The organism is Blastocatellia bacterium, assembly GCA_035275065.1.
Lineage (GTDB): Bacteria > Acidobacteriota > Blastocatellia > UBA7656 > UBA7656 > DATENM01.
This window is the reverse complement of sequence record DATENM010000039.1, coordinates 76,958-102,517: the sequence shown is the minus strand read 5'-3', so window position 1 is coordinate 102,517 and position 25,560 is coordinate 76,958. Positions and strand designations below refer to the sequence as shown.

19 protein-coding genes and 1 pseudogene are annotated in these 25,560 nt (G+C 62.1%); 8 read left to right on the top strand and 12 right to left on the bottom strand.

Going from position 1 to position 25,560, the window contains the following annotated elements; genetic code table 11:
* The first annotated feature begins 124 nt into the window (after positions 1-124).
* The 4 genes and pseudogenes from VJ464_08575 (at position 125) to VJ464_08560 (ending at position 5,003) form a co-directional block, all read left to right on the top strand.
* A pseudogene (locus VJ464_08575) lies at positions 125-1,627 on the top strand (MFS transporter).
* Positions 1,628-1,666: 39 nt separating this feature from the next.
* Complete coding sequence (locus VJ464_08570) at positions 1,667-3,031, top strand: Gfo/Idh/MocA family oxidoreductase (protein HKQ05170.1); 1,365 nt, start codon at positions 1,667-1,669, stop codon at positions 3,029-3,031.
* A gap of 20 nt (positions 3,032-3,051) precedes the next feature.
* Positions 3,052-4,125, top strand: a complete 1,074-nt coding sequence (locus tag VJ464_08565; GenBank protein ID HKQ05169.1) for a PmoA family protein — start codon at positions 3,052-3,054, stop codon at positions 4,123-4,125.
* Positions 4,126-4,136: 11 nt separating this feature from the next.
* Positions 4,137-5,003, top strand: a complete 867-nt coding sequence (locus VJ464_08560) for a sugar phosphate isomerase/epimerase (GenBank protein HKQ05168.1) — start codon at positions 4,137-4,139, stop codon at positions 5,001-5,003.
* Between the two features lie 104 nt (positions 5,004-5,107).
* On the opposite strand, the gene VJ464_08555 is transcribed toward VJ464_08560, so the two are convergent.
* The 7 genes from VJ464_08555 to VJ464_08525 form a co-directional block, all read right to left on the bottom strand.
* Entirely contained in the window at positions 5,108-6,640 is a 1,533-nt protein-coding gene (locus VJ464_08555) for an FAD-binding protein (GenBank protein ID HKQ05167.1), read from the bottom strand.
* Positions 6,627-7,367, bottom strand: coding sequence for a hypothetical protein (locus tag VJ464_08550; GenBank protein ID HKQ05166.1), 741 nt, complete (start codon positions 7,365-7,367; stop codon positions 6,627-6,629). The genes VJ464_08555 and VJ464_08550 overlap by 14 nt, the downstream gene beginning before the upstream one ends.
* A 121-nt stretch (positions 7,368-7,488) precedes the next feature.
* A complete protein-coding gene (locus VJ464_08545) occupies positions 7,489-8,742 on the bottom strand; it encodes a lanthionine synthetase LanC family protein (GenBank protein ID HKQ05165.1) in 1,254 nt (417 codons plus the stop codon).
* 88 nt (positions 8,743-8,830) lie between these two features.
* Positions 8,831-11,497, bottom strand: a complete 2,667-nt coding sequence (locus tag VJ464_08540; GenBank protein HKQ05164.1) for a glycoside hydrolase — start codon at positions 11,495-11,497, stop codon at positions 8,831-8,833.
* Positions 11,498-11,644: 147 nt separating this feature from the next.
* Complete coding sequence (locus VJ464_08535) at positions 11,645-12,958, bottom strand: amidohydrolase family protein (protein HKQ05163.1); 1,314 nt, start codon at positions 12,956-12,958, stop codon at positions 11,645-11,647.
* Positions 12,955-13,467 (bottom strand): hypothetical protein, encoded by a 513-nt coding sequence (locus VJ464_08530; GenBank protein HKQ05162.1) that lies wholly within the window; start codon positions 13,465-13,467, stop codon positions 12,955-12,957. Before VJ464_08530 ends, VJ464_08535 begins: the two co-directional genes overlap by 4 nt.
* A 98-nt stretch (positions 13,468-13,565) precedes the next feature.
* Positions 13,566-15,521, bottom strand: a complete 1,956-nt coding sequence (locus tag VJ464_08525) for a CocE/NonD family hydrolase (protein HKQ05161.1) — start codon at positions 15,519-15,521, stop codon at positions 13,566-13,568.
* 252 nt (positions 15,522-15,773) lie between these two features.
* On the opposite strand from VJ464_08525, the gene VJ464_08520 reads away from it, so the two are divergent.
* The 4 genes from VJ464_08520 to pssA all read left to right on the top strand — a co-directional run bounded on the left by VJ464_08520 (position 15,774) and on the right by pssA (position 19,740).
* Positions 15,774-17,399 (top strand): carboxylesterase family protein, encoded by a 1,626-nt coding sequence (locus VJ464_08520; protein ID HKQ05160.1) that lies wholly within the window; start codon positions 15,774-15,776, stop codon positions 17,397-17,399.
* A 160-nt stretch (positions 17,400-17,559) separates the two neighbouring features.
* A complete protein-coding gene (locus tag VJ464_08515) occupies positions 17,560-17,805 on the top strand; it encodes a YdcH family protein (GenBank protein HKQ05159.1) in 246 nt (81 codons plus the stop codon).
* A 200-nt stretch (positions 17,806-18,005) separates the two neighbouring features.
* Positions 18,006-18,632, top strand: a complete 627-nt coding sequence (locus VJ464_08510; protein ID HKQ05158.1) for a phosphatidylserine decarboxylase family protein — start codon at positions 18,006-18,008, stop codon at positions 18,630-18,632.
* A 127-nt stretch (positions 18,633-18,759) separates the two neighbouring features.
* On the top strand, positions 18,760-19,740 hold the full coding sequence (pssA, locus tag VJ464_08505) for a CDP-diacylglycerol--serine O-phosphatidyltransferase (GenBank protein ID HKQ05157.1): 981 nt from the start codon (positions 18,760-18,762) through the stop codon (positions 19,738-19,740).
* A 101-nt stretch (positions 19,741-19,841) separates the two neighbouring features.
* Here pssA and VJ464_08500 read toward each other — a convergent pair whose 3' ends face one another.
* The 5 genes from VJ464_08500 to VJ464_08480 all read right to left on the bottom strand — a co-directional run bounded on the left by VJ464_08500 (position 19,842) and on the right by VJ464_08480 (position 25,485).
* Positions 19,842-20,213 (bottom strand): response regulator, encoded by a 372-nt coding sequence (locus tag VJ464_08500; GenBank protein ID HKQ05156.1) that lies wholly within the window; start codon positions 20,211-20,213, stop codon positions 19,842-19,844.
* Positions 20,214-20,340: 127 nt separating this feature from the next.
* Positions 20,341-22,335, bottom strand: coding sequence for an HD domain-containing phosphohydrolase (locus VJ464_08495; GenBank protein HKQ05155.1), 1,995 nt, complete (start codon positions 22,333-22,335; stop codon positions 20,341-20,343).
* A 145-nt stretch (positions 22,336-22,480) separates the two neighbouring features.
* Positions 22,481-22,663 carry a hypothetical protein gene (locus tag VJ464_08490; GenBank protein ID HKQ05154.1) on the bottom strand — a complete coding sequence of 61 codons (183 nt, stop codon included), beginning with the start codon at positions 22,661-22,663 and terminating at the stop codon, positions 22,481-22,483.
* 211 nt (positions 22,664-22,874) lie between these two features.
* Positions 22,875-24,923, bottom strand: coding sequence for an ATP-dependent helicase (locus VJ464_08485; protein ID HKQ05153.1), 2,049 nt, complete (start codon positions 24,921-24,923; stop codon positions 22,875-22,877).
* Positions 24,924-24,948: 25 nt separating this feature from the next.
* On the bottom strand, positions 24,949-25,485 hold the full coding sequence (locus tag VJ464_08480) for a Uma2 family endonuclease (GenBank protein ID HKQ05152.1): 537 nt from the start codon (positions 25,483-25,485) through the stop codon (positions 24,949-24,951).
* Between the last annotated feature and the right edge of the window lie 75 nt (positions 25,486-25,560).

The window sequence follows — 25,560 nt, the reverse complement described above, 5'->3', positions numbered from 1 at the left end:
GGTTGTAACGCTGCCGACGACCCAATGAACAGGAGACATTTTCATGTCGTCATCTCCAAGACCCGGCGATGAACGGACGGCGGTCGCCGCGACCCCGTCAACCGTCGCCGCGGAGGTCGCTCCGCGCACGGGGCAGTATCGCTGGATGATCTGCGGGCTGCTGTTTTTCGCGACGACGATTAATTATGTTGACCGTCAGGTGATCGGCATCCTCGCCAAAGACCTGCAAGCCGCCATCGGCTGGAGCGAGATCGATTACGGCAACATCGTCGCGGCTTTTAATGGGGCGTATGCGCTCGGCCTGCTGGCCTCTGGGCGATTGATCGATAAGTTCGGCAGCAAGGTTGGCTACGCCCTGGCCATCACGGTCTGGAGCCTGGCCGGCATGGCAACGTCACTGGCGCGCTCGGCCTTTGGCTTCGGGGTCGCCCGCGCGGCACTCGGCCTCGGCGAAGCGGCAAACTTTCCGGCGGCCATCAAAACGGTTGCCGAATGGTTCCCCAAAAAAGAGCGCGCCTTGACGACCGGCATCTTTAACGCCGGCACCAACGTCGGCGCGGTCATCGCGCCGCTCACTGTGCCGTGGATCGCCATTCACTGGGGCTGGCAGTGGGCTTTTGTCCTGACCGGCGCGCTCGGCTTCCTCTGGCTGCTGTTCTGGCTGCCGAACTATCGCAAGCCGGAAGCGCACCCGCGATTATCGCAAAGTGAATTGGCTTACATACGCAGTGACCCGCCGGAGCCGCCCACCGCACGGCTCTCATGGGCGCAACTGATTCCGCACAGGCAAATGGCCGCATTCGCCATCGGCAAGTACCTGACCGATCCGGTCTGGTGGTTCTACCTCTACTGGATACCGAATTTTCTCAGGCAAAAGCACGGGCTTGATCTGTCAACGGTCGGGCTGCCGCTGATCGCCATTTATTTAATCGCCGACATCGGCAGCATCGGCGGCGGCTGGCTGTCGTCGGCGTTCATCAAGCGCGGCTGGACGATCAACCGGGCGCGCAAGACCGCGATGCTGATCTGCGCCGTGGCCGTTTTGCCGATCATGCTGATGCCCGGCGTCAACAACCTGTGGCTGGCGGTTGGCCTGTTCGGGCTGGCCGCCGCCGCGCATCAAGGGTGGTCCGCGAACATCTACACGACGGCTTCGGACGCCTTCCCGCGCCACGCCGTCGGCTCGGTTGTCGGCATCGGCGGCATGGCCGGCGCGATGGGCGGCGTGACCATGGCCGTAGCGACCGGCTATATTCTTGACCGCACCGGCGGCAACTATATGTTGATCTTCTTTGCCGTCGGCCCGGCCTATTTAGTGGCGCTGGCCATTATGCACCTGCTGGTCCCGCGAGTGCGGCAGATGGACGAAGCCGAGCTGGCCGCGCCCAGGCGGTTGTCGGTCGGCGCGCTCGTCGGCTTCGGATTCGTCGGGCTGGTCATCGGCTCGTTCGCCGGCTGGTGCCTCGGTCTGCTTGCGCAACAACCCGGGCGCGAGCTATTAAAGAACCTCAAGCAGGGCGAGGCATTATTAATCTACATGGCCGCCGGCGCGCTGATCGGCATGGTGATCGGCATCATCATGGGCAATATCTTCTCGAAGATTCCAGGCGATGAAACGTCTGGCTAAACTCAACCGCCGCGACGCGGCGTGGAATGGAGGAAGACGATGACAACGAATGACCACTCACGAAGGACGTTCATCAAGACCACGGCGGCGGGCGCGGCGGGGCTGGCCATCGGCTCGCGCGCGGCGAGCTATGCGAGGATTCTCGGAGCCAATGACCGCATCCGCGTCGCCTTTGTCGGGCCCGGCGACCGCGCCCGCGACGCGCTGATCCCGGCTTTTCTCAGCCTCGCCGGCGAGTTGAATTTCGAGCCGGTCGCCGTCTGCGATCTCTGGAACAAGCGGCGCGAAGAGGGCGCCGCCTTCGTTTCGCAAAGGGCGGATAAGTTGAAAGCGCCGATGAGCGGCGAGCAACTGGCCAAGGCGCGCAACACCGAAGAGCTTTACGCGATGAAGAACATCGATGCGGTCATCATCGCCACCGCCGACTTTCAACACGCCGTCCATTGCATGGAAGCGGTGCGCGCCGGCAAAGATGTTTACGTCGAAAAGCCTTTCGCCAACACCATGACCGACGCGCGCAACGCGCTCAAGCTGGTGACCGGCTCAAAACAGATCGTCCAGGTCGGCACGCAGCGGCGCTCGACGCCAAGCTACATGCGCGCCAACGACTTCATCCGCTCCGGCAAGTTCGGCGATATCGTCATGGCCGAGATGACCTGGAACGTCAACCAGCCGGGGCGCTGGCGCAGACCGCAGCTTGTGCCGATGCTCAAAGAGCAGGACACCGACTGGAAGCGCTTCCTCATCAACCGCCCGTCCGAGGCGTTCGATGCGCGCAAGTATCTTGAGTTCCGCTTGTTCTGGCCTTACTCCTCAGGGATACCCGATCAGTGGATGGTTCACCAGATTGACACGGTTCACTGGTTCACAGGCTACAATCACCCGACCAGCGTGGTCGCCAACGGCGGCATCTACCTGTGGCGCGATGGGCGCAAGAACTTCGACACGATGACGGCGGTCTTCGATTACGGCGACGCGGCCCGTGGCGGCAAAGGCTTTCAGGTCACCTACTCGTCGCGGCAGACCAACAGCGCCGGCGGCACGAAAGAGATTTACTTCTCGAACGGCGGCAGCCTGAACCTCGACACCAACAAGGTCGGCCCTGAAGGCGGTCTTGAAGAAGGCTATGCCAAGGCGATGGGCAAAGAGGCGTATCAACTGCCGAAGATGTCGCTTGTGGATAGCACGGAGAAGGCCGAGACCGGCGCCAACACGGGCGTCGATACGGCGACGCTCGCGCACATGCGCAACTGGATGGAGTGCATCCGCTCGCGCAAGCAGCCGAACGCCGACATCCATGCGGCTTACAATCACTCGGTGGCGCTCTGCATGACGATTGCGGCCTTGCAGACCGGCAAGCGCGTGACCTTCGATGAAGCGAAGCAAGAGATAGTGACGAACTAGGGAAGGAGAGGGCTAAAGTCATGCTCAGATGGCACGTGGCCTGTGGGCGCACGCTCGGCTTGCTCGTGATGCTGGCGATGGGATGTGTAAGCGCAAGCACGCGGACGCCGCCGGTTCAAGCGGGCGTGCAGGTCGTCCCAAACGAAGCGGCGCGGCGCGTTGACGTGTTCGTAGACGGCAAGCCGTTCACCGCTTACATCTGGCCGGAGACGATCAAGAAGCCTGTGTTGTTTCCGCTACGGACGGCGCAGGGCGCCACGGTCACGCGCGGCTACCCGCTTGAGCCGCGCACGGGCGAGCGCATTGACCACCCGCATCAGGTCGGCGTCTGGTTCAACTATGGCGATGTCAACGGGCTCGACTTCTGGAATAACTCGGAGGCCATCAAGCCCGCCGAGCGCCAAAAGTACGGCACCATCCGCCACCTGCGCATCAAGCGCGTCGCGAGCGGCAAAGATCGCGGCGAGCTTGAAGTCGAGACCGAGTGGCTGACGCCCGATGGCCGCGCCTTACTGCGCGAAGAGACGACGTTTGTCTTTCACGCCGGGCCGAACCTGCGCGCCATAGATCGCATCACGCGGTTGACGGCGCTTGCGGAGCGCGTCGTCTTTCACGATAACAAAGAAGGCGTGCTGGGCATTCGCGTCGCCCGTCAATTAGAGCAGCCATCGAATCAGCCGGAGGTTTACACCGACGCCAGCGGCAAGGCGACCGCGGTGGCGAAGATGGATAACACAGGCGTCACGGGCCGCTACCAGAGCAGCGAAGGCAAGACGGGCGATGCGGTGTGGGGAACGCGCGGCAAGTGGGCGATGCTTGCGGGGCGGATCGGTGCGGAAGACGTGACGCTTGCGATACTCGATCACCCGCGCAATCCCGGCTACCCGACCTACTGGCACGCGCGCGGCTACGGACTGTTTGCCGCCAACCCGCTCGGCCAGGAAGTCTTCAGCAACGGCAAAGAGAAGTTGAACTTCACGCTGGAGCCGCGACAGTCGGCGACCTTTCGCTATCGCCTCTTGATCCTGTCGGGCAAGACCAACGCCGACAACCTGGAATCGCGCTACCGCAGCTTCATCGGCGAAGTGCAATGAGAGGAATCACTGTGAAGAGAATACAAGTTCTGACGCTCATCTTTCTGGCCGGCCTGCTGCTCAACCAGCCGCCGGCGCAAGCGGCCGAGCCCGCCGGCAAGTCATTCAAAGGCGCGCTCGCGGTACAGCTCTGGAGCTTTCGCAACGATTTCAAGAAAGACGTGCCCGGCACCTTGAAGCGCGTGCGCGAGCTTGGCTTCACGAACGTCGAGCTGGCCGGCTATTACGGCATGACCGCGAAACAGTTCCGCGCCGAACTTGATAAAGCGGGGCTCAAAGCCGTCAGCATGCACGTCGGCTATGACGCGGTGCGCGACCATACGGACGCGATCATCGCCGATGCCAAGGTTCTCGGCGTCGGCTATGTCGGGGTGCCGTGGATCAAGTCGCCGTTGACGCGGCAAGACTGTCTGGACGCCATCAACGTCTTCAACCAGGCGGGCAGCAAACTGGCGGCAAACGGCCTGAAGTTTTTCTATCACCTGCACGGCTATGAATTCGTCCCCGACCCGGGCGGCCAGGGAACCTTGTTCGACCTGCTGATGACGAAAACGGACCCGCGCTATGTCAGCATGCAACTCGACACCGCGCACGTCGCGTTTCCGGGACAGGACCCGGCGCAGCTCATGCGAAAGTACCCCGGGCGCTTCACCTCTTTGCACTTGAAGGATGTTCGCGGCGACGTCGCCGGCAACAACTCGGGCACCTTTAAAGACGAAGACGGCAGGCCGCTCGGCAAGGGCAAGATTAACTGGCCAGAGGTGTTGAAAGCGGCGCGCCAGGAAGGCGTCCGCTGGTATATCGTCGAGGACGAAGCCCCGACCGTGTGGCAAACGATTCCCGAAACTTTGCACTATCTCGATAGCGTCACGTTCTGACCTCGCGCGATGTTCAGTCGGATGTGGCGCAATCTGTTAGATTGCGTCAGGGCTCGCGCAATCTAACAGATTGCGCCACATGGCAGACGCTATCGAAAACCGCTCTAGCCGAGGCCGCAGCGCCGCAGGAACGGGCTGCTGAACACTGCTCGCGCCTGCGGCTTCAATAACTGATTTCTACTCTTCAGCCAATCATCAGCCGCAGCGCCATACATCTTCCGCACGCGCTCCGGCGTGAAATTATTAATCTGTCCCCAATGCAGCGTGTAAGGAATGCCCGCGTCTTCGAGCGCCTTCCAGACGGCGTTATAGTAAGCCATCGTGCGATCCGCATAAGAGCCGGGGAGCTCAATCGTGCAGGTGGTGGCAAACCTGGTAAACGCCAGCAGCGCCTTCGAGCCTTTCACCCAGCGGAAGGCGAGGACGCCGGCGTAATCCTTCACCTCTGGCGTCGTCAGCAGCACGTCGAGCGCCCGCGCCGCGTCTTCCATCGCGACGCCGATCTCGGCGCTCATCACCTTCTGGAAATTGGTGTTTGAATCGAAGACCTCGCCGGGCGTGCCCAGCACTTTCTTAATCAACGGGTACTGCGCCGGGATGACCAGATTGACCGCCGGGCCGGCCACGCCATGCAGCATGTCGCCGAACTTGCCGAGCAGCGCCAACACATCATCGCCGGGGCCAAGGCCGTTGGCCGAAACCGTCGGCGGCGTGTAGTTGCTGCGGTATGGGCGATCATACATCGCCGTGACATAGGCGCCGCCCTTCACGTCATGCGGGTTGACGACGACTTCAAAATGAAAAGGCTCTTTGCTCTTATCGGGCAGGTCAATCCCCGTGAAGTCGAGCGTCCGCATCGCCCGCCTCAAGGTTTCATCAATGGGCCGCCGCCAGCGCGTGACCTCTAACAGGTAGAGCGGCGCGGCTTCGATCATCACGCCATGAATAATCCCGAAGCTGCCGAAGCTGACCAGCGCGGCGTTGAAGAGGACGTCATCACGAATCAATTCCGCGCCGAGCCGCGCGACGAGACCGTCAGACAGCACAGGGGACGAAGCGCGCTCAAGCCAGATGACGCGATCCGGCGCGGTGATCAGGTGCAAACCGACGACGTAATCTTGCATTGACCCGAAGCGAAACCGCGAGCCGTGCGTGCCGGTGGCGAAGGCTCCGACAATCGTCTGCCCGTTGCTTGCGCCCGAAGTCTTGAGCGCCAGCCGGGTCGGACGATTAGAGAGTATGTCGTTGGCTTCGCGGACGCTGACGCCGCATTGCAGATACATCAACAACGCCGGGTCGCCCGCATAGCCGGGAGCGACGCTGGTGGCGTCTGCCGGGAAAGCCCAGTTTAAGGCGAGCGTATCGATCAGGCGGCCGTCGGTCACCGCCGCATCCGATAGCGACCAGCCGCCGCCGATTGCCCGCAACGTCGTTTGATCGCGGATGGCGTCGCCGATCAGCCCTTGCAGCGCCGCGACGGTGAGTTGCAAATCGCCGAAGAAGTTTGTCACAGGGCTCGGCGGGTTGGCGATGCTGTAAAGCCGTTGGAATGCCTGCTCGACGTTGCGATGCTTGTTGATCCACGGGCTGGGCGGCCCATCGGCAAGCCGTGCGCCGCGACGATTATCGGTAGACATGCTTCTCCTCCTTCGCGGCAGTCGCCGGCCCCTTGCCCAATTGAGGAGATAGCCTGGGAAATAGTTGAGGTGATAAGCGGCGAGTCGCCGTGGGCGAGGTCAGGGCCTGATTAGTCGGGGCGCTCGTCGGTTCTTCGTTGCATTTCCACGCCACCTGCATCGGCGACCAGATGCCGGCGCTCAAGACCGTAATCAGCGCATAGCCGTAGTTCATTGGCAGCTTGACCTGCCGCATGCTTTGACAGTTGGCCGGCGTTTTCGTGGTCGCGGAGGGCGGCGGCAAGAGGTTTTGTTGCAGCGCGCCCCACAGCAACGCATGCACGGTTCGCTTTGTGAAACCGTCTGGTGATGGCTTCGGCTGTCGTGCAACCTTCGGAGGCGAGGCAGCCGCTGGGTCTGGGCCTAACCCTGTGGGGCCGATGACCGGCGGCTCGTTGGCGCATAACCATTCCACTTTGACGCGCGACCAGAGGCCGAAGCTAAAGACGCGGCCCGCGGCATACTTCCAGGGAGAGGTGATGCCGACTTCGTAGAGGCCGTTCGCTTTACAGTCGGCGGCAGGCGGCACGACATAATTGCTGCGGCGGCCTTCGCTCGACGGGTCGAGCGTCTTTCTGAAATAGGAAGAGTTGGCGCGGTTGCCGCTGGCTCTCAGATGGTAGTGATAGCAGCCTGAAGAGATGGCGATCAGGGCGATCAGGGCGACGGCGCTGCATAGTCTGCGCATACAAGTCTCCTTGCGAGGGACTGCTTTGGACACCCGGACGGTCATTGAACCTAAGACGAGCCTGTACGATCCCCCTCATTGTGGGCGTAACTATGGCTACTGTCAACTTCAGGCAGGCGCTTCAGAAAGGCGAGTCGGGAAAGCGGACGAGCGGTTTCTTGCCGCGCTCGGAGGCGTCCAGATGAAGCAGAAATAGTCCGATGCCCGCCGCGCCTTGCATCAAGCCGGTCTGCGCCACCAGCAAGTCGGGCTTGACGCGATGCTCGGCTTGCACCCATTTCAAACCGCTGCGCTCTCTGGTCGCCCTGGCCAGCAAGTTATTCGTCACCCGGCGGGTGAATTCGAGGTAGGATTTGTCACCAGTCACTTGATAGAGACTCAGGAAAAATTCGCCGACGCCCGCAGAGCCACAGCACTGGCTGACATTGTTCCAGAAGCCCGGCGTCTGGCGTTCGGGAATGCCGCTCTGCATAATGGCCCGCGCCGAACGCTTGACCCAATCCATCCAGCGGCGGTCGCCGGTCACTTCATACAGACGATAGAACAAGCGTGCCGTGCCCGCGGGGCCGTGACACCAGCTCAAATAATACAGCTCGCGGCCATCGGGCTCGTTGTGAAAAACCATGCAGATGTCGCCATCCGTCTTTGCCACCGCCTGCAAGTAATGCGCGCCGCCGAGCGCCGCGTCGAGAAACGCCCGGTCACGAGTTGCGCCGTAGAGCGTCGCCAAAAAGTAAGCGACCCCCGCCGTGCCGTGCGAGAAGTTGGGCATCAGGCGCGGGAAATCTTTGTTCATCGCCCACTTCAGACCGCCGGCTTCGGGTTTGCCTGTGGCGATCAAGCGCCTGCCGGCCCGCGCCGCCAGCATCTTCAGAGAAGGGTCGTTCAGCTCGCTTGCCGCGTAGAGCAAGAAGAGCCCTGTGCCCGCAGCGCCGGCGATGATGTCGGTCGTGTCATTCCACTCAACGCCCGAAATCACGCGGCGGCTCTCGGGCTTCAACTCGACCGTGCGCGCTTGCTCTTTCAGCATGCGGGTGACGCGAGCGGCGGCCTGCTTGTAGCGATCATCGCGTGTTGCCTTGAATGTCTCGATCAAGGCGAAGCCGATGCCGGCGACGCCTTCGTATAGCCCTGTCTCTTTTTCTTCCGCCAGATGAGCGATCAAGTAATCCGCGCCCGACCGCGCATCTTTCAAATAGGCCGCGTCGCCGGTCGAGTGGTAGGCTTCGAGGAAGAACAAGACAACGCCCGGCACGCCTGCGTAGAGGTTGGTCGCGACGGACTGCTTATCGTTCGGGTCTGCCAGGTAAGCCGTCCCTTGCGCCGTCGGCACGGCAGCCGCCCGTATCCAGTTCGCGGCGGCTTGCGCCGCCACGAGAGAATTTCGCTCACTCGCATTCAAGGATGTGGCGCACAAGGCGAGAAGTAAACTTAAGGTAAGCCCTCGTTTCATGTTGCCTCGGTCATTTCAGTCGCGGGTCCATCAGGACCCGAAGCGGCTGCGTGTAACTTTTGCCACCAACCGTCAGCTTGACGGTATACGAACCGGGAAGCACGCCCGCGGCGCGGCCAGCAAAGCCGCCGCCGCCGCCACCTCTTGCCGGCTCACCGGTCGGCGTCGGGCGCAGGTCCCAGACCCAGCGGTGCATGCCTGGGCTCGCCGGCAGCGGTTCGGGCGTGGGCCGCCAGAAGGCGGGAATGTCGAGCGTGTCGGGGTTGACCGGCGTCGCGCGGTCGGCGCTTGAGTAGCGGCGAATCGTCGCTCCGGCGGGGTCGAGAATCTCCAGCGTCACCGGCCCCGCCGCGGCAGACTTCAGATGGTAATCGATGATGGCGCCGTAGGGCGGGTTTTCAGCCAGCGGCTCGTCGCGCGGTTGCGGCGTGCCGTTTTCGCTCGGCGGCGGAACCTTCACCGCGTCGGCAGGGCGGAACAGGTAAGCGTCGGCCTTCAACACGTCATCGGTGATCTGTCGCAGCGGCGTGATGTCGTCCAGCACCCAGAAGCCGCGCCCATGAGTGGCGACAATCAAATCATCGCCGTGAATCACCAGGTCGCGCATCGATACCGCCGGCAGGTTGAGCTGTAGCGGCTGCCACTGCTCGCCATCGTTGAACGACACGAAGACGCCAAGCTCGGTGCCCGCAAAGAGCAAGCCGCGTCGCTCAGGGTCTTCCTTGACGGTCTGCATGTAGACGCCCGCGGGCAAGCCGCGGGTGATCTTCTGCCAGCTCTTGCCGCCGTCGCGTGTGCGGTAGATGTAAGGCTCGTTATCGTCGAGGCGGTGGCGATCCACCGCCGCGTAGGCCCCGTTCACATCGAAGTGCGACGCTTCCATCATGACCACCTTGCTCCAGGGCGTAAGCGGCGACGGCGTGACGTTCTGCCAGCTCTTGCCGTCATCATTGGTCAGATGGATGAGACCATCGTCTGTGCCGACCCAGATGGTCGGCGCGCGCAGCGGCGAAGGCGCGATGGTATAGATGACGCCGCGCCGTTTGCCTTCGGGCGCATCGGCAGCGGTCGCTTCGTCGAGGTTGGCCGGAACGCCGGGGTCTTCGCGCGTCAGGTCGGGGCTGATCTGTGTCCAGCTCTCGCCGCCGCTGGTGGTCTTGAAGAGGAACTGATTGCTGAAGTAAAGCGATTGCGGGTCAGCCTGCGAAAAGACCAGCGGCACCGTCCAGGTGTGCCGTGCAGGCACAGTCATGCCGCGCTCGGGAGAAACGTTTTTGGTCTCGCCGGTGATGACATTGCAGCGCGACACCCTGCCGCCGAAAAGAATCTCGGGATGCAGCGGGTCGGGCGCCGTGTAATCAGATTCGCCGCCGGCACACACAGGGCTCCAATCGCGCGTCGAGATTTCCGAGTATGGGCTGCGGGTTCGCACGCCGACCGCGCCGCTGTCTTGCTGCGCGCCCGTCACCCAGTAAGGAAAACGATTGTCCGCGGCGACGTGATAGAGCTGCGCGGTCGGCTGGTTGTACCAACTGCTCCAGGTCGCCGCGCCGTCTTCGCTGACGACAGCGCCCTGATCGCTCGCCAGGATCATGCGGCTCGGATCGTCCGGGTAGATCCAGAGCTGGTGATAGTCATCGCCGCCCGGCGCGCCTTTGATCGCCGTCCAGCTCTTGCCCGCATCCGTCGAGCGATAAACTGAGGTGTTCGAGACGTAAACGATATCCGCGTTCTTCGGATCGGCAACGACTTTGCAGAAATACCAGCCGCGCCCATAGATGCGCTTGTCTTCAGAGATCAGCGTCCAGGTCGCGCCCGCATCGTCCGAGCGGTAGAGGCCGCCGGCTTTGGCATCAACGATGGCGTAGATGCGGTTGCGATTCGTCGGCGTCGCGGCCAGCCCGATGCGCCCGACGCGCTCGGTCGGCAAGCCGTTTACGAGCGGCTGCCAGGTCGTGCCGCTATCCGTAGATTTGAAGACGCCGCCGCCCGGCCCGTAAGACGGCGCATAGATGCTCCACGGCGGGCGGCGCGTGTTCCACAATGTGGCGTAGACTACACGCGAGTCCTGCGGGTCGAAGGCGAGGTCAATCGCGCCGACGTTCTCATTCTTGAACAGCACCTTCTCCCAGGTCGCGCCGCCATCGCGGGTGCGGTAGACGCCGCGCTCCGCATTCGCGCCATAGACGTGACCGAGCGCCGCGACAAAGACAATGTTGGCATTTTTCGGGTCTACCAGCACGCGGCCAATCTGTCGCGTGGCGTCGAGCCCCAGATGCTTCCATGTCTTGCCGGCATCGGTCGTCTTATACATGCCGTTGCCGTAGGAAATCTGCGAGCGCATGTCGGCTTCGCCCGTGCCGACGTAAACCGTGTCCGGGCTCGACGGCGCAACGCCAATGGCGCCGATTGAACCGATGGGCTGGCTATCGAATGTCGGCTTCCAGGTGCGGCCCGCGTTCGTTGTTTTCCAGACGCCGCCGCCTACCGAGCCGAAGTAAAATACGGTCGGCCGACCCGGCACGCCGCTGACGCCATTGACGCGCCCCGCGCGAAACGGGCCGATCATGCGCCAGCGCAGGCCGGCATAGCTGCCGGGGTCATATTGCTGGGCAAACGCCGCCCCGCAAGCGCCAAGCAGCGCCGCAACGGTCGCCGCTGTGATCAATCGAACCATCCGCCGCCTCATATCACCCATAGACTTTCCTCTCTGCAAAGATAGCGTGGGAGCCAAACACTAGAGGCACAGAGGCACAGAGGTACGGAGATTTCTCTGCGCTTTCCCCCTGCCTGGGTGTCTCTGTGTTGCATTCCCCTCATGATCTCAGCGCTTCACCTGATTGCCGGCGATCCACACCGCGGCGATGCGCCGCGTATTGCGAATGTCTGTCAAAGGGTCGGCTTCGAGGACAACGAAATCGGCCCATGCCCCCGGCGTGAGCGCGCCGATACCTTCGACCTTCATCGCTCGCGCCGCGTCCGTCGTGGCGGCTCGAAGAATTTGCGCCGGCGTCAATCCGGCTTCGGCCATCATCGCCATCTCAACATGCTCGAAGTAACCTTGAAAGCGGTTGGCAAATGCGCCGGCGTCCGTGCCCATCGCGATCAGCAGGCCGGCGTCCTCGGCTTTCTTCAGATTGCGCTTCGCCACGACCAGAGCGGCTTTATAGCCGCGGGCGGTCGCCGACTGGCGCACGGCTTCCTGGCGCTGTGACTCCTGCAACTGCGCCATCACGTCGCGGTCGGCTTCGCGCAGGAAGAACGGGTCGGCAAAGAAATCCGGCGTCGCTTCATAGACAAAGGCCGACAGCTCGCGCGTCAGCGTCGGGCAGTAAGGGACGTGGCGCGCTTTCATCAAGGCGATGAATTCGTCATCGATCTCGCGGTCGCGGACGCTGTGAGCGATGAAGTCGACGCCGGCGCGCAGCAGCTCTTTGGCGTCTTCGAGATAAAAGATATGTGCGGCAACTCGCAGGCCGCGCCGGTGTGCTTCATCGATGACGGCGCGATAGACCGCCGGCGGCATCTTCACCGCCGTGCCGAGATTATCGTCAACGCGAATCTTGATAATGTCGGGTTGAGCGGCGGCAACTCGCGCGACCATCTGCCGGGCTTCTTCAGGGGTTTTGCCGACGATGATTTCGCCGGCCACAAAGAGGCGTGCGCGGTCGAGCGCCGGCGTGTTCTGTGCGGCGCGCGCTTTGAAGGCGGGCGCTTGCTCGCCGCCCAGGCTCTGAACCGCGGTGATGCCATAGCGCGCAAAGACGCCGAGCTGGCGCAGCGTGTTTTCTTCGGTGTAAGCCGGCGGGCGCGTGCCCTGCACATCCGAGACGTGAACGTGAGTCGAGATCAAGCCGGGGATGATGAACTTGCCGGCGAGGTTGATGATCTCTGCGCCGGCTGGCACACGCACCCTTTTCGCAGGGCCTGAGGCGATCACCCGGCCATCGCGCACGACAAGCACGGCGTGATCAATGGCGGGGCGGTTGCTGCCGTCAATCAATCGCGCGCCGACGAATGCCTTTACCCTCGCCGGCCCCTGCGCCTGGCTCTGACCGAAATTGCCGATCAGCAGGAAGGCGAATACCATCATCACTCGGAGCAGGAGCCGCGCGCGATCAGCAGGAAGATGTCTCATTCGTCAATAGCCTCGTTGACCAATTCTTCAAATGTCGGAACCAGATCAGCGGCATATTGCCGGAGGTAATCGCGCACCCGGTTCACGTCCGCTCCGACTCTGACCAGCTCGATGACATCCACCATGTCTTTGCGCCGCTTTGCCACAAGCTTCATATAAATGAGCACTTCAATCGGAACGATGGCTAACCCTTCATTCATCGGAGGACGGTCGAGAACCTCTTCCAATTGCGGGCCGAGCGCAGCCGGCGACAGGTAGTCTATGCGAATGCCGTCAACTTCGATGGGGACGCCGGCTTTGAAAGCGACCAGCGATCCCTGATGCTCGAACGCTTCTTCCCCCACCAGAAAATCCACATCAACAGTGGCGCGAATGTATCCGTGAGCCCCAACGGCCAATCCTCCCGCCAGCGCATAGCGGATGCCAAGAAGATTCAACTGGCCGGCGGTCTTGACTGCCGCCTCGCGCACTTGCGGGGCGACAAAACGAAAGACCTCATTGATGTCCATAAGATTCACCGGACGACGAGGGATTTGAGCATACGACCGTTGCATGGTCAACCTCCGCGTCATCGCGTTCGTCCTTCCACCTTACCGCGCGCCACGGGCTATTTCTTCACCACGGTAAGCTTCACCTCTGATGGGTACTGCTTTGAATGGTGGACGGCGTTGTGCGCCACCACGCCTTGCGATTCGTCATAGTTTTTGCCGCCGGTGTTCAGGTTGCGGTCGAAGCGCGGGAAGTTGCTGCTCGACACTTCAAGGCGAATCCGGTGGCCCGCCTCAAAGTAATTGCTCGTCGTCATCGGCTGTAACGTCACCTTGTAGACCTTGCCCGATTCCATCCACGCGAGCGGCCTGTCGTAGCCGTTGCGATAGCGCATGCGCTGGATCGTCTCGTCGAGGTTGTAGGCCCGCCCGTCCGGGTAGACATCGATCAGCTTGACGGTAAAGTCCGTGTCCCTGGCGTCCGACGACACATAGAGCGTCACTTCGATGGGGCCGCTCACTTCGACGCCTTGCTTCAAGGACTCGGTCGTGTAAACCAGAATGTCCGAACGCTCTTCCATCTTGCGCTGATCGAAAGCGCCGCCCTGCACGGCGTTGCCGGTGCAGCAAACATTGCCGCCAAATGACGGCACGGGATTCATCGGGTCATAGGCGAATTGATCCGGCGCGTCCGCCGCCGGAGCTGTATCCGTCAGCCCGCCGTCGCCGCTCAACGTGTTCGCCTTGCCGCCGCTCGCCAGATACAGGCTCATAGATTGCGCGCCGCGCGGCGGCCATGTGTCCGACGATTGCCACTTGTTCAGCCCCATCGTGTAATAGCGCACCTTCGGCATGGTCTCAAGGACGTGGTTGTCTTCGCCTTTAAGAAAGTGATCGAACCACGCCCACGTCAGCTCGTCATAATTCAGCCGCGCATCGCCAACGCTGCGCTCGCCGACGATGGTATTCTCAGTGGCTCGCTTATAGCTGCAATGCAGCGTTGGCGCGATCACCGCGTATTGTTGATTGGCAATCTCTGGCCGCGCCGTTTTGCGGACGTGATTATAAGCCGCCAGATTCGGCCCTACGGACACGTCGTACCACGACATAAACCAGAAGCCCGGCACGTTGATCTTCATGTCGTCATGCCACAGCCCGCCCTTGTACCACGCCGGGTCGTTCGGCGCGCGGGCGATCATCGCGCCGCCGGTGTCAACCGGCATGGGATCAGCGAAGATGCCTTGCGGGCCATTGACTGCTTGGATGATCTCTTTTTCGGGAAGGTGGCGGAGCGCCTGCGACCAATCAACCGGCGGCATCTGCGGCGCGAGGTCGAATAGGCGCGAGGCGCGGATCAAATCTTCCTGCGAAGTGCCCGGCGCAAACATGGGCCGCACCTGATTCTGCTGGCCATACAGCCATGCGATAAAGAGCATCTGCACGGCACCGCCGCGATACCAGTTCCCTTGCTCGTAGTAAGGGCCGACGCGGCCCACGCCGGCGCCAAAGCTCTGCGGAATCATCGCGGCAAACGCCGGGTGGCCACGGGCCGCGACCGCCAGTTGCCATTCGGCAGTCGAAGAACAGCCGATGGTGCCGACCTTGCCGTTCGACCACGGCTGCGCGGCGATCCACGAAAGCGCGTCGTCGCCGTCGCTGAGCGGCGCGCCGAGAATGTCATAGTTGCCTTCGGAGAAGAAGTGGCCGCGCTCGTTCATTTCGACGAAGACGTAACCGCGTTTGACCGCATCCAGCTCGTTGCTCATGTCGCGCGGCGCGCCGGCGCGAACGTCCCAGAAGTTGAAGTTGTATGGCGTGCGCACAAAGACCGTCGGGTACTTCTTGGAGGTGTCTTTCGGGCGATAGACGTCCGTCGCCATGCGCTTGCCGTCGCGCATCTTTATCATGAGCTTGCGCTCGACGATGGCCAACGACTGCAACTCTTTCTCGGTGGCGTTGCGGCGGGCGATTAGCTCCGGAGTCGGCGCGCTGCGTCCCTGGCCGGACACAGTTGGCCGGGCGACAAGCAATCCGACTGCGCACAGGATGAGGAGACAGCAGAGCTTGATTCGCATGTATAGGCTCCTGGAAAAAGACGCGAGCTGCGTGCGTCGGACTGCAAGGTGAATTGAGCGACTCACTCGTTTTCTATCGCACTGACGGCGACGACGCAAGCGGATTCGCGCAAGCAGAGCTTGCCAATCTCGCGTAAAGAGGAATCACCGCATAGACTATGTTGTTGGATGCTGAGCGGATGAGGCATGATACATCTCGTTCGTCTCGGATCAGCAGATTAACCATTTCAGATTCTCTAAGGAGCGATTGACATGAAACTATCGGTGAGCGGCGCCGGTTTAATTATCGCCATCATCTTTGCCTCCGCCTTAGCCGCGGTCGCGCAAACCAGCGACCGCGTCAAGACGGCCAACGGCATCGTCGCCGGAGCCGGCAGGCAAAGCTCCGGCGTGCGCATCTTCAGAGGCATCCCGTTCGCCCAGCCGCCCGTCGGCGACCTGCGCTGGAAGGAGCCGCAGCCGGTCAAGGACTGGCAGGGCGTGCGCCAGGCCGATAAATTCGGGCCGCGCTGCATGCAAGCGCCCATCTTCGGCGACATGGGTTTCCGCTCCAATGGCATGAGCGAAGACTGTCTCTACCTGAACGTCTGGACGCCGGCCACGACGGGCAAAGAACGTTTGCCTGTGCTGGTCTATTTTTATGGCGGCGGCTTTGTCGCCGGCGACGGCTCGGAGCCGCGCTATGACGGCGAGAGCATGGCGGCAAAAGGCATCGTCGCCATCACGGTCAATTACCGGCTCGGCGTCTTCGGCTTTCTCGCGCACCCCGAGCTGACGAAAGAATCGCCGCACCACGCCTCAGGCAATTACGCCTTGCTGGATCAGAGCGCGGCCCTGCGCTGGGTGCGGCAAAACGTCGCGGCCTTCGGCGGTGACCCGCGGCGTGTGACCATCGCCGGCGAATCCGCCGGCTCGGCCTCTGTGAGCGCGCAGATGGTTTCGCCGCTCTCAAAGGATTTGATCGCCGGCGCCATCGGCGAGAGCGGCTCGATCATTGCGACGCTGCCGCCCGTGCCGCTGGCGCAGGCAGAGCAGACGGGAGAGAAGTTCGCCGTTGGGCTGGGCGCGACATCGCTTGCCGCCCTGCGCGCCATGAGCACGCAGCAGGTTTTCGAGGCGGCGACGCAAGGCGGCTTTGCCAGCGTCGGGCGTTTCCCGATCACCCTGGACGGCTACTTCTTCAGCGAAGCTCCGGCGGCGACCTTTGCCGCGGGCCGTCAGGCGAAGGTGCCGCTGCTGGTCGGCTGGAACTCGGAAGAGATGACCGGGGCCGCCCTGCTGCGCGGCAAGGAGCCGACGCCGGAGAATTATCAGAAGGCGGTGCGCGAACAGCTCGGCCTGCGCGCCGACGAGGCGCTGAAGCTCTACCCGGCAACCACGCGCGAAGAGGTGATGGCGGCGGCGACCGATCTGGCGGGCGACCGCTTCATCGGCTACAGCACGTGGAAGTGGAGCGACATTCATAGCCAGACGGGCGGCAAGCCGGTCTATCGCTACTTCTACGCCCGTCCGCGCCCGGCGATGAGCGCCGCGTTTGCCAACGCCACGCCCGGCCTTGCCGGCGGCGTGACGCGCGGCCAGAATGCAGCGCCGCCGCCGGCGAGCGGCGCCGTCCATTCGGCGGAGATCGAATACGCGCTCGGCAACCTCGATACGAATAAGGTCTATGCCTGGACGCCGGAAGATTACCGGGTGTCGAAGACGATGCAGGCGTACTTCGCCAACTTCATCAAGAAAGGCGATCCCAACGGGCCGGGCTTGCCGGCGTGGCCGGCGGTCGAGCGCGGCAAGCCGGCGCAGGTCATGCGCCTGGATGTGGAGTCGCGGGCTGATGTCGAAAAGCACCGCGAGCGGTATCTGTTCCTCGATCAATTCTAGCAAGCTCCGGCAGCGTGCCGGGCGCGCCAAAGATCGCTGCGGATTTCGACCCTTGCGGGTGAGCCGGGCGCGTTGAATTCTTGCATCGCCGCGGCCTTTCGAGTACCATTGCGGCAGATACAGAAGCTGGTCTTTCGATTCTAAAGGAGGGCAAAATCCTATGAGCCATGCGGAGACCGAGGCGCTCAAGCAGCACCTCATCGACAACGACACGCACTTCGCGGAACTGGTCAACACACACCGCGAGTACGACAAGCGGTTGATCGAGCTAGAGGAGCTGCATTACCCGAGCGCCGAGGAGCAGATGGAAGAAGCCATGCTCAAGAGAAAGAAGTTGCAGTTGAAAGACGAGATGGAAACGATCATGCGCCACTACAAAGAGCAGCATCAGGCGGCAGGTCACTAAAGATCATTCAAGATCGAGCATTAATTTTACCTTTTACGGGTTACTCAAGAGCGGCGGCTTCCCGCGCGTCTTTGCGTGCCGGGATCGCTGCGGTTGAGTAACCCCATTTTATTTTGGATTTTGGATTTTAGATTCCCGGAACGCTCAGACAAGACGAGCTTCTCTTTCCTCAATCCAAAATCTAAAATCTAAAATCTAAAATCGTCATGGCTAAAGAAGGGATTCCCTACATCATTCTGTTTATCGTGCCGGCGATTATCTTTGCCTGGCTCGGCTGGTGGATCGCCGCGGCGCTGTGTCTGGCTCTGACCGCGTTCATGGCGTTCTTCTTCCGCGACCCGCAGCGCGATTGCCCGGTTGACGACCGGCTGATTATCTCGCCCGCCGATGGACGCGTCGTCGTCGTCGCGCCGGTCGAGCCCAATCGCGCCGATTCGGCGACGCAGATTTCGATCTTTCTGTCGCCGATGGATGTGCATATCAACCGCTCGCCGATTGCCGGCGAGATCGTCGAGGCGGTGTATAAGCCGGGCGCTTTTCACGTCGCCTCGCGCGACATCGCCTCGGTTGAAAACGAGCAGAATGCCCTGACGATTCGCGGGCGGCTGGTGACGATTGGCGTGCGGCAGATCGCCGGCCTGCTGGCGCGACGCGTCGTGCTGTGGAAGCAGCAAGGCGACCAGGTGCAGCTCGGCGAGCGCATCGGATTGATGAAGTTCAGCTCGCGCATGGATGTCATTGTGCCGCCCGAAGTCGAAGTCCTGGTGCGTCCCGGCGAGCGCGTTCGCGGCGGCATCACGGTGCTGGCGCGCGTCCGCTGCGAGTAGCGCGACGATTTGTCCGCGGCGGCGAAAACACAGTAGTATGTTCTTGAGCCGGGCTGTCTCGCCGCACCTCAGGGCGACTAATCGCCCGCGCCGCGCGAATCACTGAGCGAGCCACAGGAGAACCGCCATGGCCGATGAGAGAGTCGCCCCGCCGACCGCGCCGCCGCGCCCCATGCGCCGCTCGCGCAAAGCCGTCTACGTCATTCCCAGCCTGTTGACGACGGCCAACATCTTCTGCGGTTTCTACTCTATTATGGAATCGCTCCGCGCCATTAGCGCGCTGGGGCCTGGCGCGTTTTCCGGCGATTTGTGGGCCGGCGGCGACACCGTCGGCTCATCGATTCTTGTAGCAACCGAGCATTTCGACCGCGCGGCGATTACCATCGGCTTCGCGGCGCTGTTCGACCTGCTCGATGGCCGCGTCGCGCGATTGACGAACACGACCTCGGAGTTTGGCATCGAGCTGGATTCGATTGCGGATGTGGTGTCGTTCGGGCTGGCGCCGGCGGTGCTGGCTTTCGCGTGGGGTTATGGGCAGGTTCCCGAATTGCGTAACGTCGGCTGGGCGGCGTCGTTTCTCTTTTTGATCTGCGGCGCGCTGCGGCTGGCGCGCTTCAACGTGCAGGCGCGGCAGACGAAGCCGAATCAGCCGCCGAAGAATCCCAAGATAGACAAGAAAGCCTTCGTCGGTCTGCCCATTCCTTTCGGCGCGGCAATGATTGCTTCGCTGATTCACTTCGCGCCGCGGCCCCTGGCTGAAGTCAAAAGCGTCCAGGTGCCGTTCACCAGTCAATTCCTGCCGGTCAATTCACAACTCTTAGCGACCTTGTTTGCGGCGCTGGTCATCGGCCTGGCTTTTCTGATGGTTTCGACGCTGCGTTATTCGAGCTTCAAGAACGTCGGCACGCAGAATACGAACCCGCGGGTGATGATCCTGGCGCTGGCGCTCGTCGGATTGTTGATCTGGTTCTACTCGCGCCCGACGCTGCTGATCGTTTCGACCATCTATGTCGCGCACGGCATCTTCGGCAAGCTCTGGTCGCTTGTCCGTGTGCGCCGCAGCAGTGCGCCTTCTGAAATGGAACTTGAACGAAAGCCGCGCCCCTGAGGAAGGCAAAAGTAAAAAGTAAAAAGGCAAAAGAGCAGGATAGCGGCTCAGATTGCCGGGCTTTCCAAACTTTTGCCTTTTTACTTTTTACTTTTTACTTATCACAGCGGCGCGTAGGTGTTGAGGACTTCCAGCAGCGCTTCAAGGCCGAAGGGCTTGCTGAGAAAGACGTTGGCGCCAGAATCCAAAGCCAGCTGCCGCTCATCGTCGTGCGCCGAGCCGGATAGGAAAATGATCGGCAGGCGCGTGTCGAACTGACGCACCTGGCGGCATAAGTCAATGCCCGTGCAATCGGGCAGCGAGTTGTCCAGCAAGACTGCCGCCAGCTTGCTGCCGCGAATCAACTGCAAGGCATCCGTGCAGGTCCCCACCACTTCAAACCCATACCCCCACCCGCCAATCATGACACGCATCATCTCCTGCGTATCCACATCGTCTTCAACGCACAAAATGATCGAAGGACTACTGGACATGAGCAGTCTCCTATGTCGCTTATTCGCCAGGATTTTTTACCACTGAGGGGGGAAGCTCCAGTCTAGCAGAAGCGGCCGCGCGCGCCAAGAAAATAACGCTTTATGGCGGCGATTTACGCCGCCCGCGCTAACTGGCGGCGCGGTCGGCCACGATGATGTAGTTGCGCAACCCGCCGGCGACTTCGGTCAGGTCTTTTGAGTAAGTGGCGCGCACCGGGCGATGCTCTTGAATCAACTCGGTAATCTCGGCTACGGAGGCCAGCCCGATCTCTTGATAGCTGATGGCCCAGGTGCGCAGGTGCAAGGCGGCGCGCAACAGGCGGTCAATCATCGCCAGGTAAGCGTGTTTCGATTGCGGCGCGCTCGTCAGCCGGTCGAGGTCGGTCGCCTCCGGCGCGGCCTCTGCGCGCACCCAGGCTTCGCGCCACTCGGAACGCGCTTCGGCCCCGGCCTGTGTGGTATGCGCCGCCGGCAGGCTGAGGTAGAGCAAATCGGCGCGCGCCTGGCGGATGAACGCTTCGGCGGGCATATTGGCGCTATGGCTCGCCGCATAGCTCGACGGCCCGGCGAGCGCCCGGCCCGCCATCCGCCAGAAGACCGTCGTCAGCGGTCGCCTCAGCTCGCGCGTCGCATCATTAAACGACAGCGCATAATCGCCGGTCATCAATCCCGTGGCGAGTGCCTGCGCTCGCCATGCTTCGGTGTCGAGCGATTCGATGTTGCGGCGCAGGTTGTCCATCCACCATGCGTCCGTTTCGTTGAACCAGCGGCGCAATTCCGGGTTCGCCAAACGCACGCCCGGCACGTAGACGTCTTCGAGCAGGCGGGCGATCTGCTCTTCGCCGAGCATCGTCCGCGATTCAAGCATGGCGCGCGCTACTGCCGCCGCCCAGGCGCGCGGGTCGTTGGCCAGAATCGCCTTGCCCCATGCTTTCAGGTAGAGGTCGAGCCGTGTCCAGCCGAAGAACGGAATGGCGACCGAGCGGAACTCGACCTGTCTTAAGACGCTCGCTTCAAAGCCGAGCAGCGATTTGCGGTTATACCTGCTCGAACGCCAGCCGTCCCATTTCGACACCTGCTCGTCTTTGATCTCGCGCCAGCGCCCGCCGGTCATCAGCCATGCGACCGGCGAGCGTCCGGTGACCGCTGGCTCGCTTACGGCGGGCGAGGCCGCGGGCAATTCGTCATGCGAAGCGATGGGCGTCGCGGCTTCTTCAATTGCGGCTTCGGGCGCGAGGGCCGGGGCTTCGCCGGCGGCTTCGGGAGCAGGGGCAACAGGTTCAGCGACAGGCGCGGCATCGCTCACCGCTGAATCGTCACCCGCGGGCATGACGGGCACGGCGTCGGCTGGTACTTGCGAAGGCGTCCAGGCGTCGGGCACGTTCGCGCCTGTTTGCCAGGGCGAATCCGCGAGCGACTCGCCGTGAGCGGCTTCGACGGGCGGCGTCGGTGACACAGGCGCCGCTTCAACGGGCGGCGCGGGCGGCCCGGAAATTTCCGAAGGCTGATCCGGCGCTGGCGGCGAGGCGGAGGCTGTGGATAATTCGGCCTGCGCCTGTAGATCGTCGAGCAGCGCCGCCAGCGCCTTGACGACATAGGGGTCGCATTCGATGCCGGCAGACGCTTTCAGCGTTTCCATCGCCTGTTCGGCGCTCATCGCCGCGCGGTAAGGGCGGTCGCCGATCAGCGCGCAGTAAAGCTCGACGGCGCGCAGCAGGCGTGCGCCGATGGGGATGTCCTCGAAGGCGAGCATGTCTGGATAGCCGAGCCCGCACCACCATTCGTGATGCCAGCGCACCAGCAATTGCGCATGGCGTGTGGCCTCGCGCTTGGCCATCTGCTGCTCGCCGATGACCGCGTGCCGCCACAAATCCATGCGCTCTTCGTAGTTGAGCAGGCCCGGTCGCGCATGGTAAGACGGCGTCATCGCCAGCAAGCCGATGTCGTGCAGCAGCGCCGCTTCCGTAATGGCATGGGTGTCTTGCGGCGTCAGTCCGAAGCGCCGCGCCAATCGCGTCGCCAGCTCGGCTAGCAAACGCGCGTGCGGGTAGGTGTATTTCTCGAAGGTGTCTATGCGGGTGCCGAGGTTATCTTCCTGCGCTTTGCCTTTCGCCGTCTCCACGCTGCCCCCTTCAGGAATTAGGGACTAGAGATTAGAGCAAGAGCGGCTCTCTAGCCGCTATCCTCCACTCCCTGAGCTTTGAAGGTACAGCCTGCGGGCGTGTGCGTCAAGAAGCGCTGCATGGCGCTGCGACGATGGGAACGGTTTAGGCAACCAGCTCGACGGCGACCTTGCGGCGCTCGCCGAAACAGTCTTCGCACCAGCCATAAAGGATGCCGTCAACCAGGTGATAAGCCACCGTGGCACTCTCGGCAACCAGCTGGTGGCATTGCTTGCATTCCCACTTGCGGCACGTGCCGCCCTTTGCTTGTTCGAATATCACTGCCATTTCAATCTATTGGACGCTGCCGTCCACCCCCTTCTTCATTCGATCTGCGCTGTTTGAATAGAGACATCGGCAGCGCATCTGATACAGCAAACGTCGCGCCCCGGTCTCGGTTCCACAATCAAGCGCCCGCCCGCGACTTTTCTTTTAACGCATGGCGCTTGATTAATTCTTGAATGCGACTTGAGCCCGCCTGGCGGATAAGAAGTGAACTTTAATTGATCAATTTCGGCGTCTCATCGGGGCCGGCGTCGAGCGACTGTTCTTCGACTGACCAGACTTCAAACAGCTCGCGCGGCACTTCGGTGATGAAGCGTGAAGGCTTTTGAATCACCGTCTGCCGCGAATAATCGGTGACGACGAGCGGATAGCAGACGTACAGCTCGTCGCGCGCCCGCGTCACGGCGACGTAGAACAGGCGGCGCTCCTCTTCTTCGCTCTCGGGATCGCGCAACGAGCGCGCCGAAGGGAACTTGCCGTCCGCTGCCCAGATCAGAAAGACGACGCGCCACTCCAGCCCCTTCGCCTGATGAATCGAGCTGAGGACGAGCTTCTCGTCTTCGTCGCCGCCCGCGACGACGTCTTCGCCGGTCGTCCCTTGCGGCGTGCCGAAGCGCTCGGTATTGACCAGCGCCAGCTCGGACAGAAACTCTTCGGTCGAGCTGAAGCGCGCCGCGTAGTTCGACATCTGCCGCAAATCTTCGGCGCGCAGGTCGCTGTTCTCGTAGGTATTTTCGAGATGCTCTTCATAACCGCTCTGAAGAATCAGTGCGATCTGCTCCGCCGGACGGTTCAGGTATTCGGGACTGACGAGCTGGCCGATCAGCTTGACGAAAGCCTGCCAGCCGGCTGCCGAGCGCGGCTGCGCGTCGAAGTCCGAGCGGCGGATCAGCGCCAGCGGCTCCTGCGTGTAAGCGATGCGCTCCCAGATGCGGTTGGCGGTGGCGTTGCCGACCTTCGGGATCAATTTCAAAACGCGCTTCCAGGCCAGCTCGTCGTGCGGGTTGACGACGATGCGCAGATAAGAGATGACATCTTTGATGTGCGCCTGCTCGAAGAAACGCACGCCTGAGCGCACCACGTAAGGGATGTCGCGCCGCACCAGCTCCAACTGCAATTCGAGGGCGTGCCAGTGGCTGCGATAGAGCACGGCGATCTCGTCGAGCGGCACGCCTTCGTCGCGCAGCTCAAGGATGCGCCCGGCGACAAACGCCGCCTGCTGGTCGCCGTCCGAAGTCGGCACCAGCGCCGGCGATTGGCCCGCGGATTCGCGCACGGCGTGGAGGTTCTTGGGGAACTGGCGGCGGTTGTTGCGAATCGCCGCGTTGGCGAGCAAGACGATTTCCGGGCGCGAGCGGTAATTCATTTCCAGGTGAAATTCCTGCGCGTCCGGGTAGCGCTCTTTGAAGGTGTAGATGTTGGCGAAGTGTGCGCCGCGCCACCCGAAGATCGATTGCGCGTCGTCGCCGACCACCATGATGTTGCGATGTTTTACGGCGAGCAGATCAACGATCTCGGCTTGAATCTTGTTGGTGTCTTGATACTCGTCAACCAGAATGTATTCGAAATTATTCGCCCAGTAATCGCCGATCTCCGGCTTTTCCGTAAGCAAACGCTTCCAGTTCATCAGCAGGTCGTCATAATCCATCGTGTTGCGCTCGACCTTGCGCGCTTGAAAGATGCGGTCAACGCGCTCAATCTGCGTCGCCAGCGGCTCGAAGTGCGGATAGTTGGCGACGATGCAATCACGAATCGGCAGATCGCGGTTGTTGGCGAAGCTGATGATGTCGGCAACGACTTCAGGCTTCGGAAAGCGCCGCGCTTTCGCATCGATGCCGGCCTCTTGAATCGAGGATTCGATCAAGTCTTTGGCGTCTTCGGCGTCGAGGATGGTGAAGTTCTGCTGGTAGCCCGCGGACTCGGCGTGGCGGCGCAGGATGCGGTTGGCGATGGAGTGAAAGGTGCCGCCCCAGACTTTGCGCGAGTCGGTCTGCAACAGCGTCTCGACGCGGTGGAGCATCTCGCGCGCCGCCTTGTTGGTGAAGGTGACCAGCAGGACGCGGGCCGGCGGCACGCCCATCTCGATGAGCCGCGCGACGCGGTAAGTGACCGTGCGCGTCTTGCCGGAGCCTGCGCCGGCGATCACCAGCAGCGGGCCGCCGCCGGCAGTCACCACCGCATACTGCTCGGTGTTCAGGTCGCCTTTGTAGTTGACCAGAAAGCGGCGCGGCACATCGCGCTTGATGACGTAATGCTTCGACATGATGATACGCGTGGGCGGAGCCAGGTTATGCGCGCGCCGGGGTTTGAAACAGCTCGGCGATTTTCAGGCGGAAGCCGGGTACGATGTCGTCGCTCGCCAGCTCGTCGTTATCAGAAAGAATCGTCACCTGTGTTGGCGAATGATAGACGGTCAGCGTGCGATAGGTCGGCGAGATCAGCCACACCTGGCGGACGCCGGCGGCGAAATACTCTTCGATCTTGCTGATGACTTTTTCCCAGAGGTCGCTGGGCGAAACGATCTCGACGGCGAGGTCGGGCGCGAGTTCCCATATCCCTTCCGGCTCACCTTCTTCAGGAATGCGCGCGGCACTGACGAAAGCCACATCGGGCATGCGGTTGTTTTTGCCGATGCGAAACAGCGTGTCCGGGCCGTAGACGCCGCCGAGCCGGTTGGCTCTCACATACATCCATAATTCTGCGGCGAAACGCACGCCCACGCCGCCGTGTCTCGCACCGCCCATAATTTTTTCCTCCGGCTGGCCGTCAACGATTTCGTATTCTTTTTCGGGGTCGAGGATGACTTCTTCGGTTATGGCTGACATCGCAGTCTCTCTCCCTCTGGTCAGGCTGTCACGCACCCTGATTCTAGCCCCCCAGCCGGCGCGCGGCAACGACAT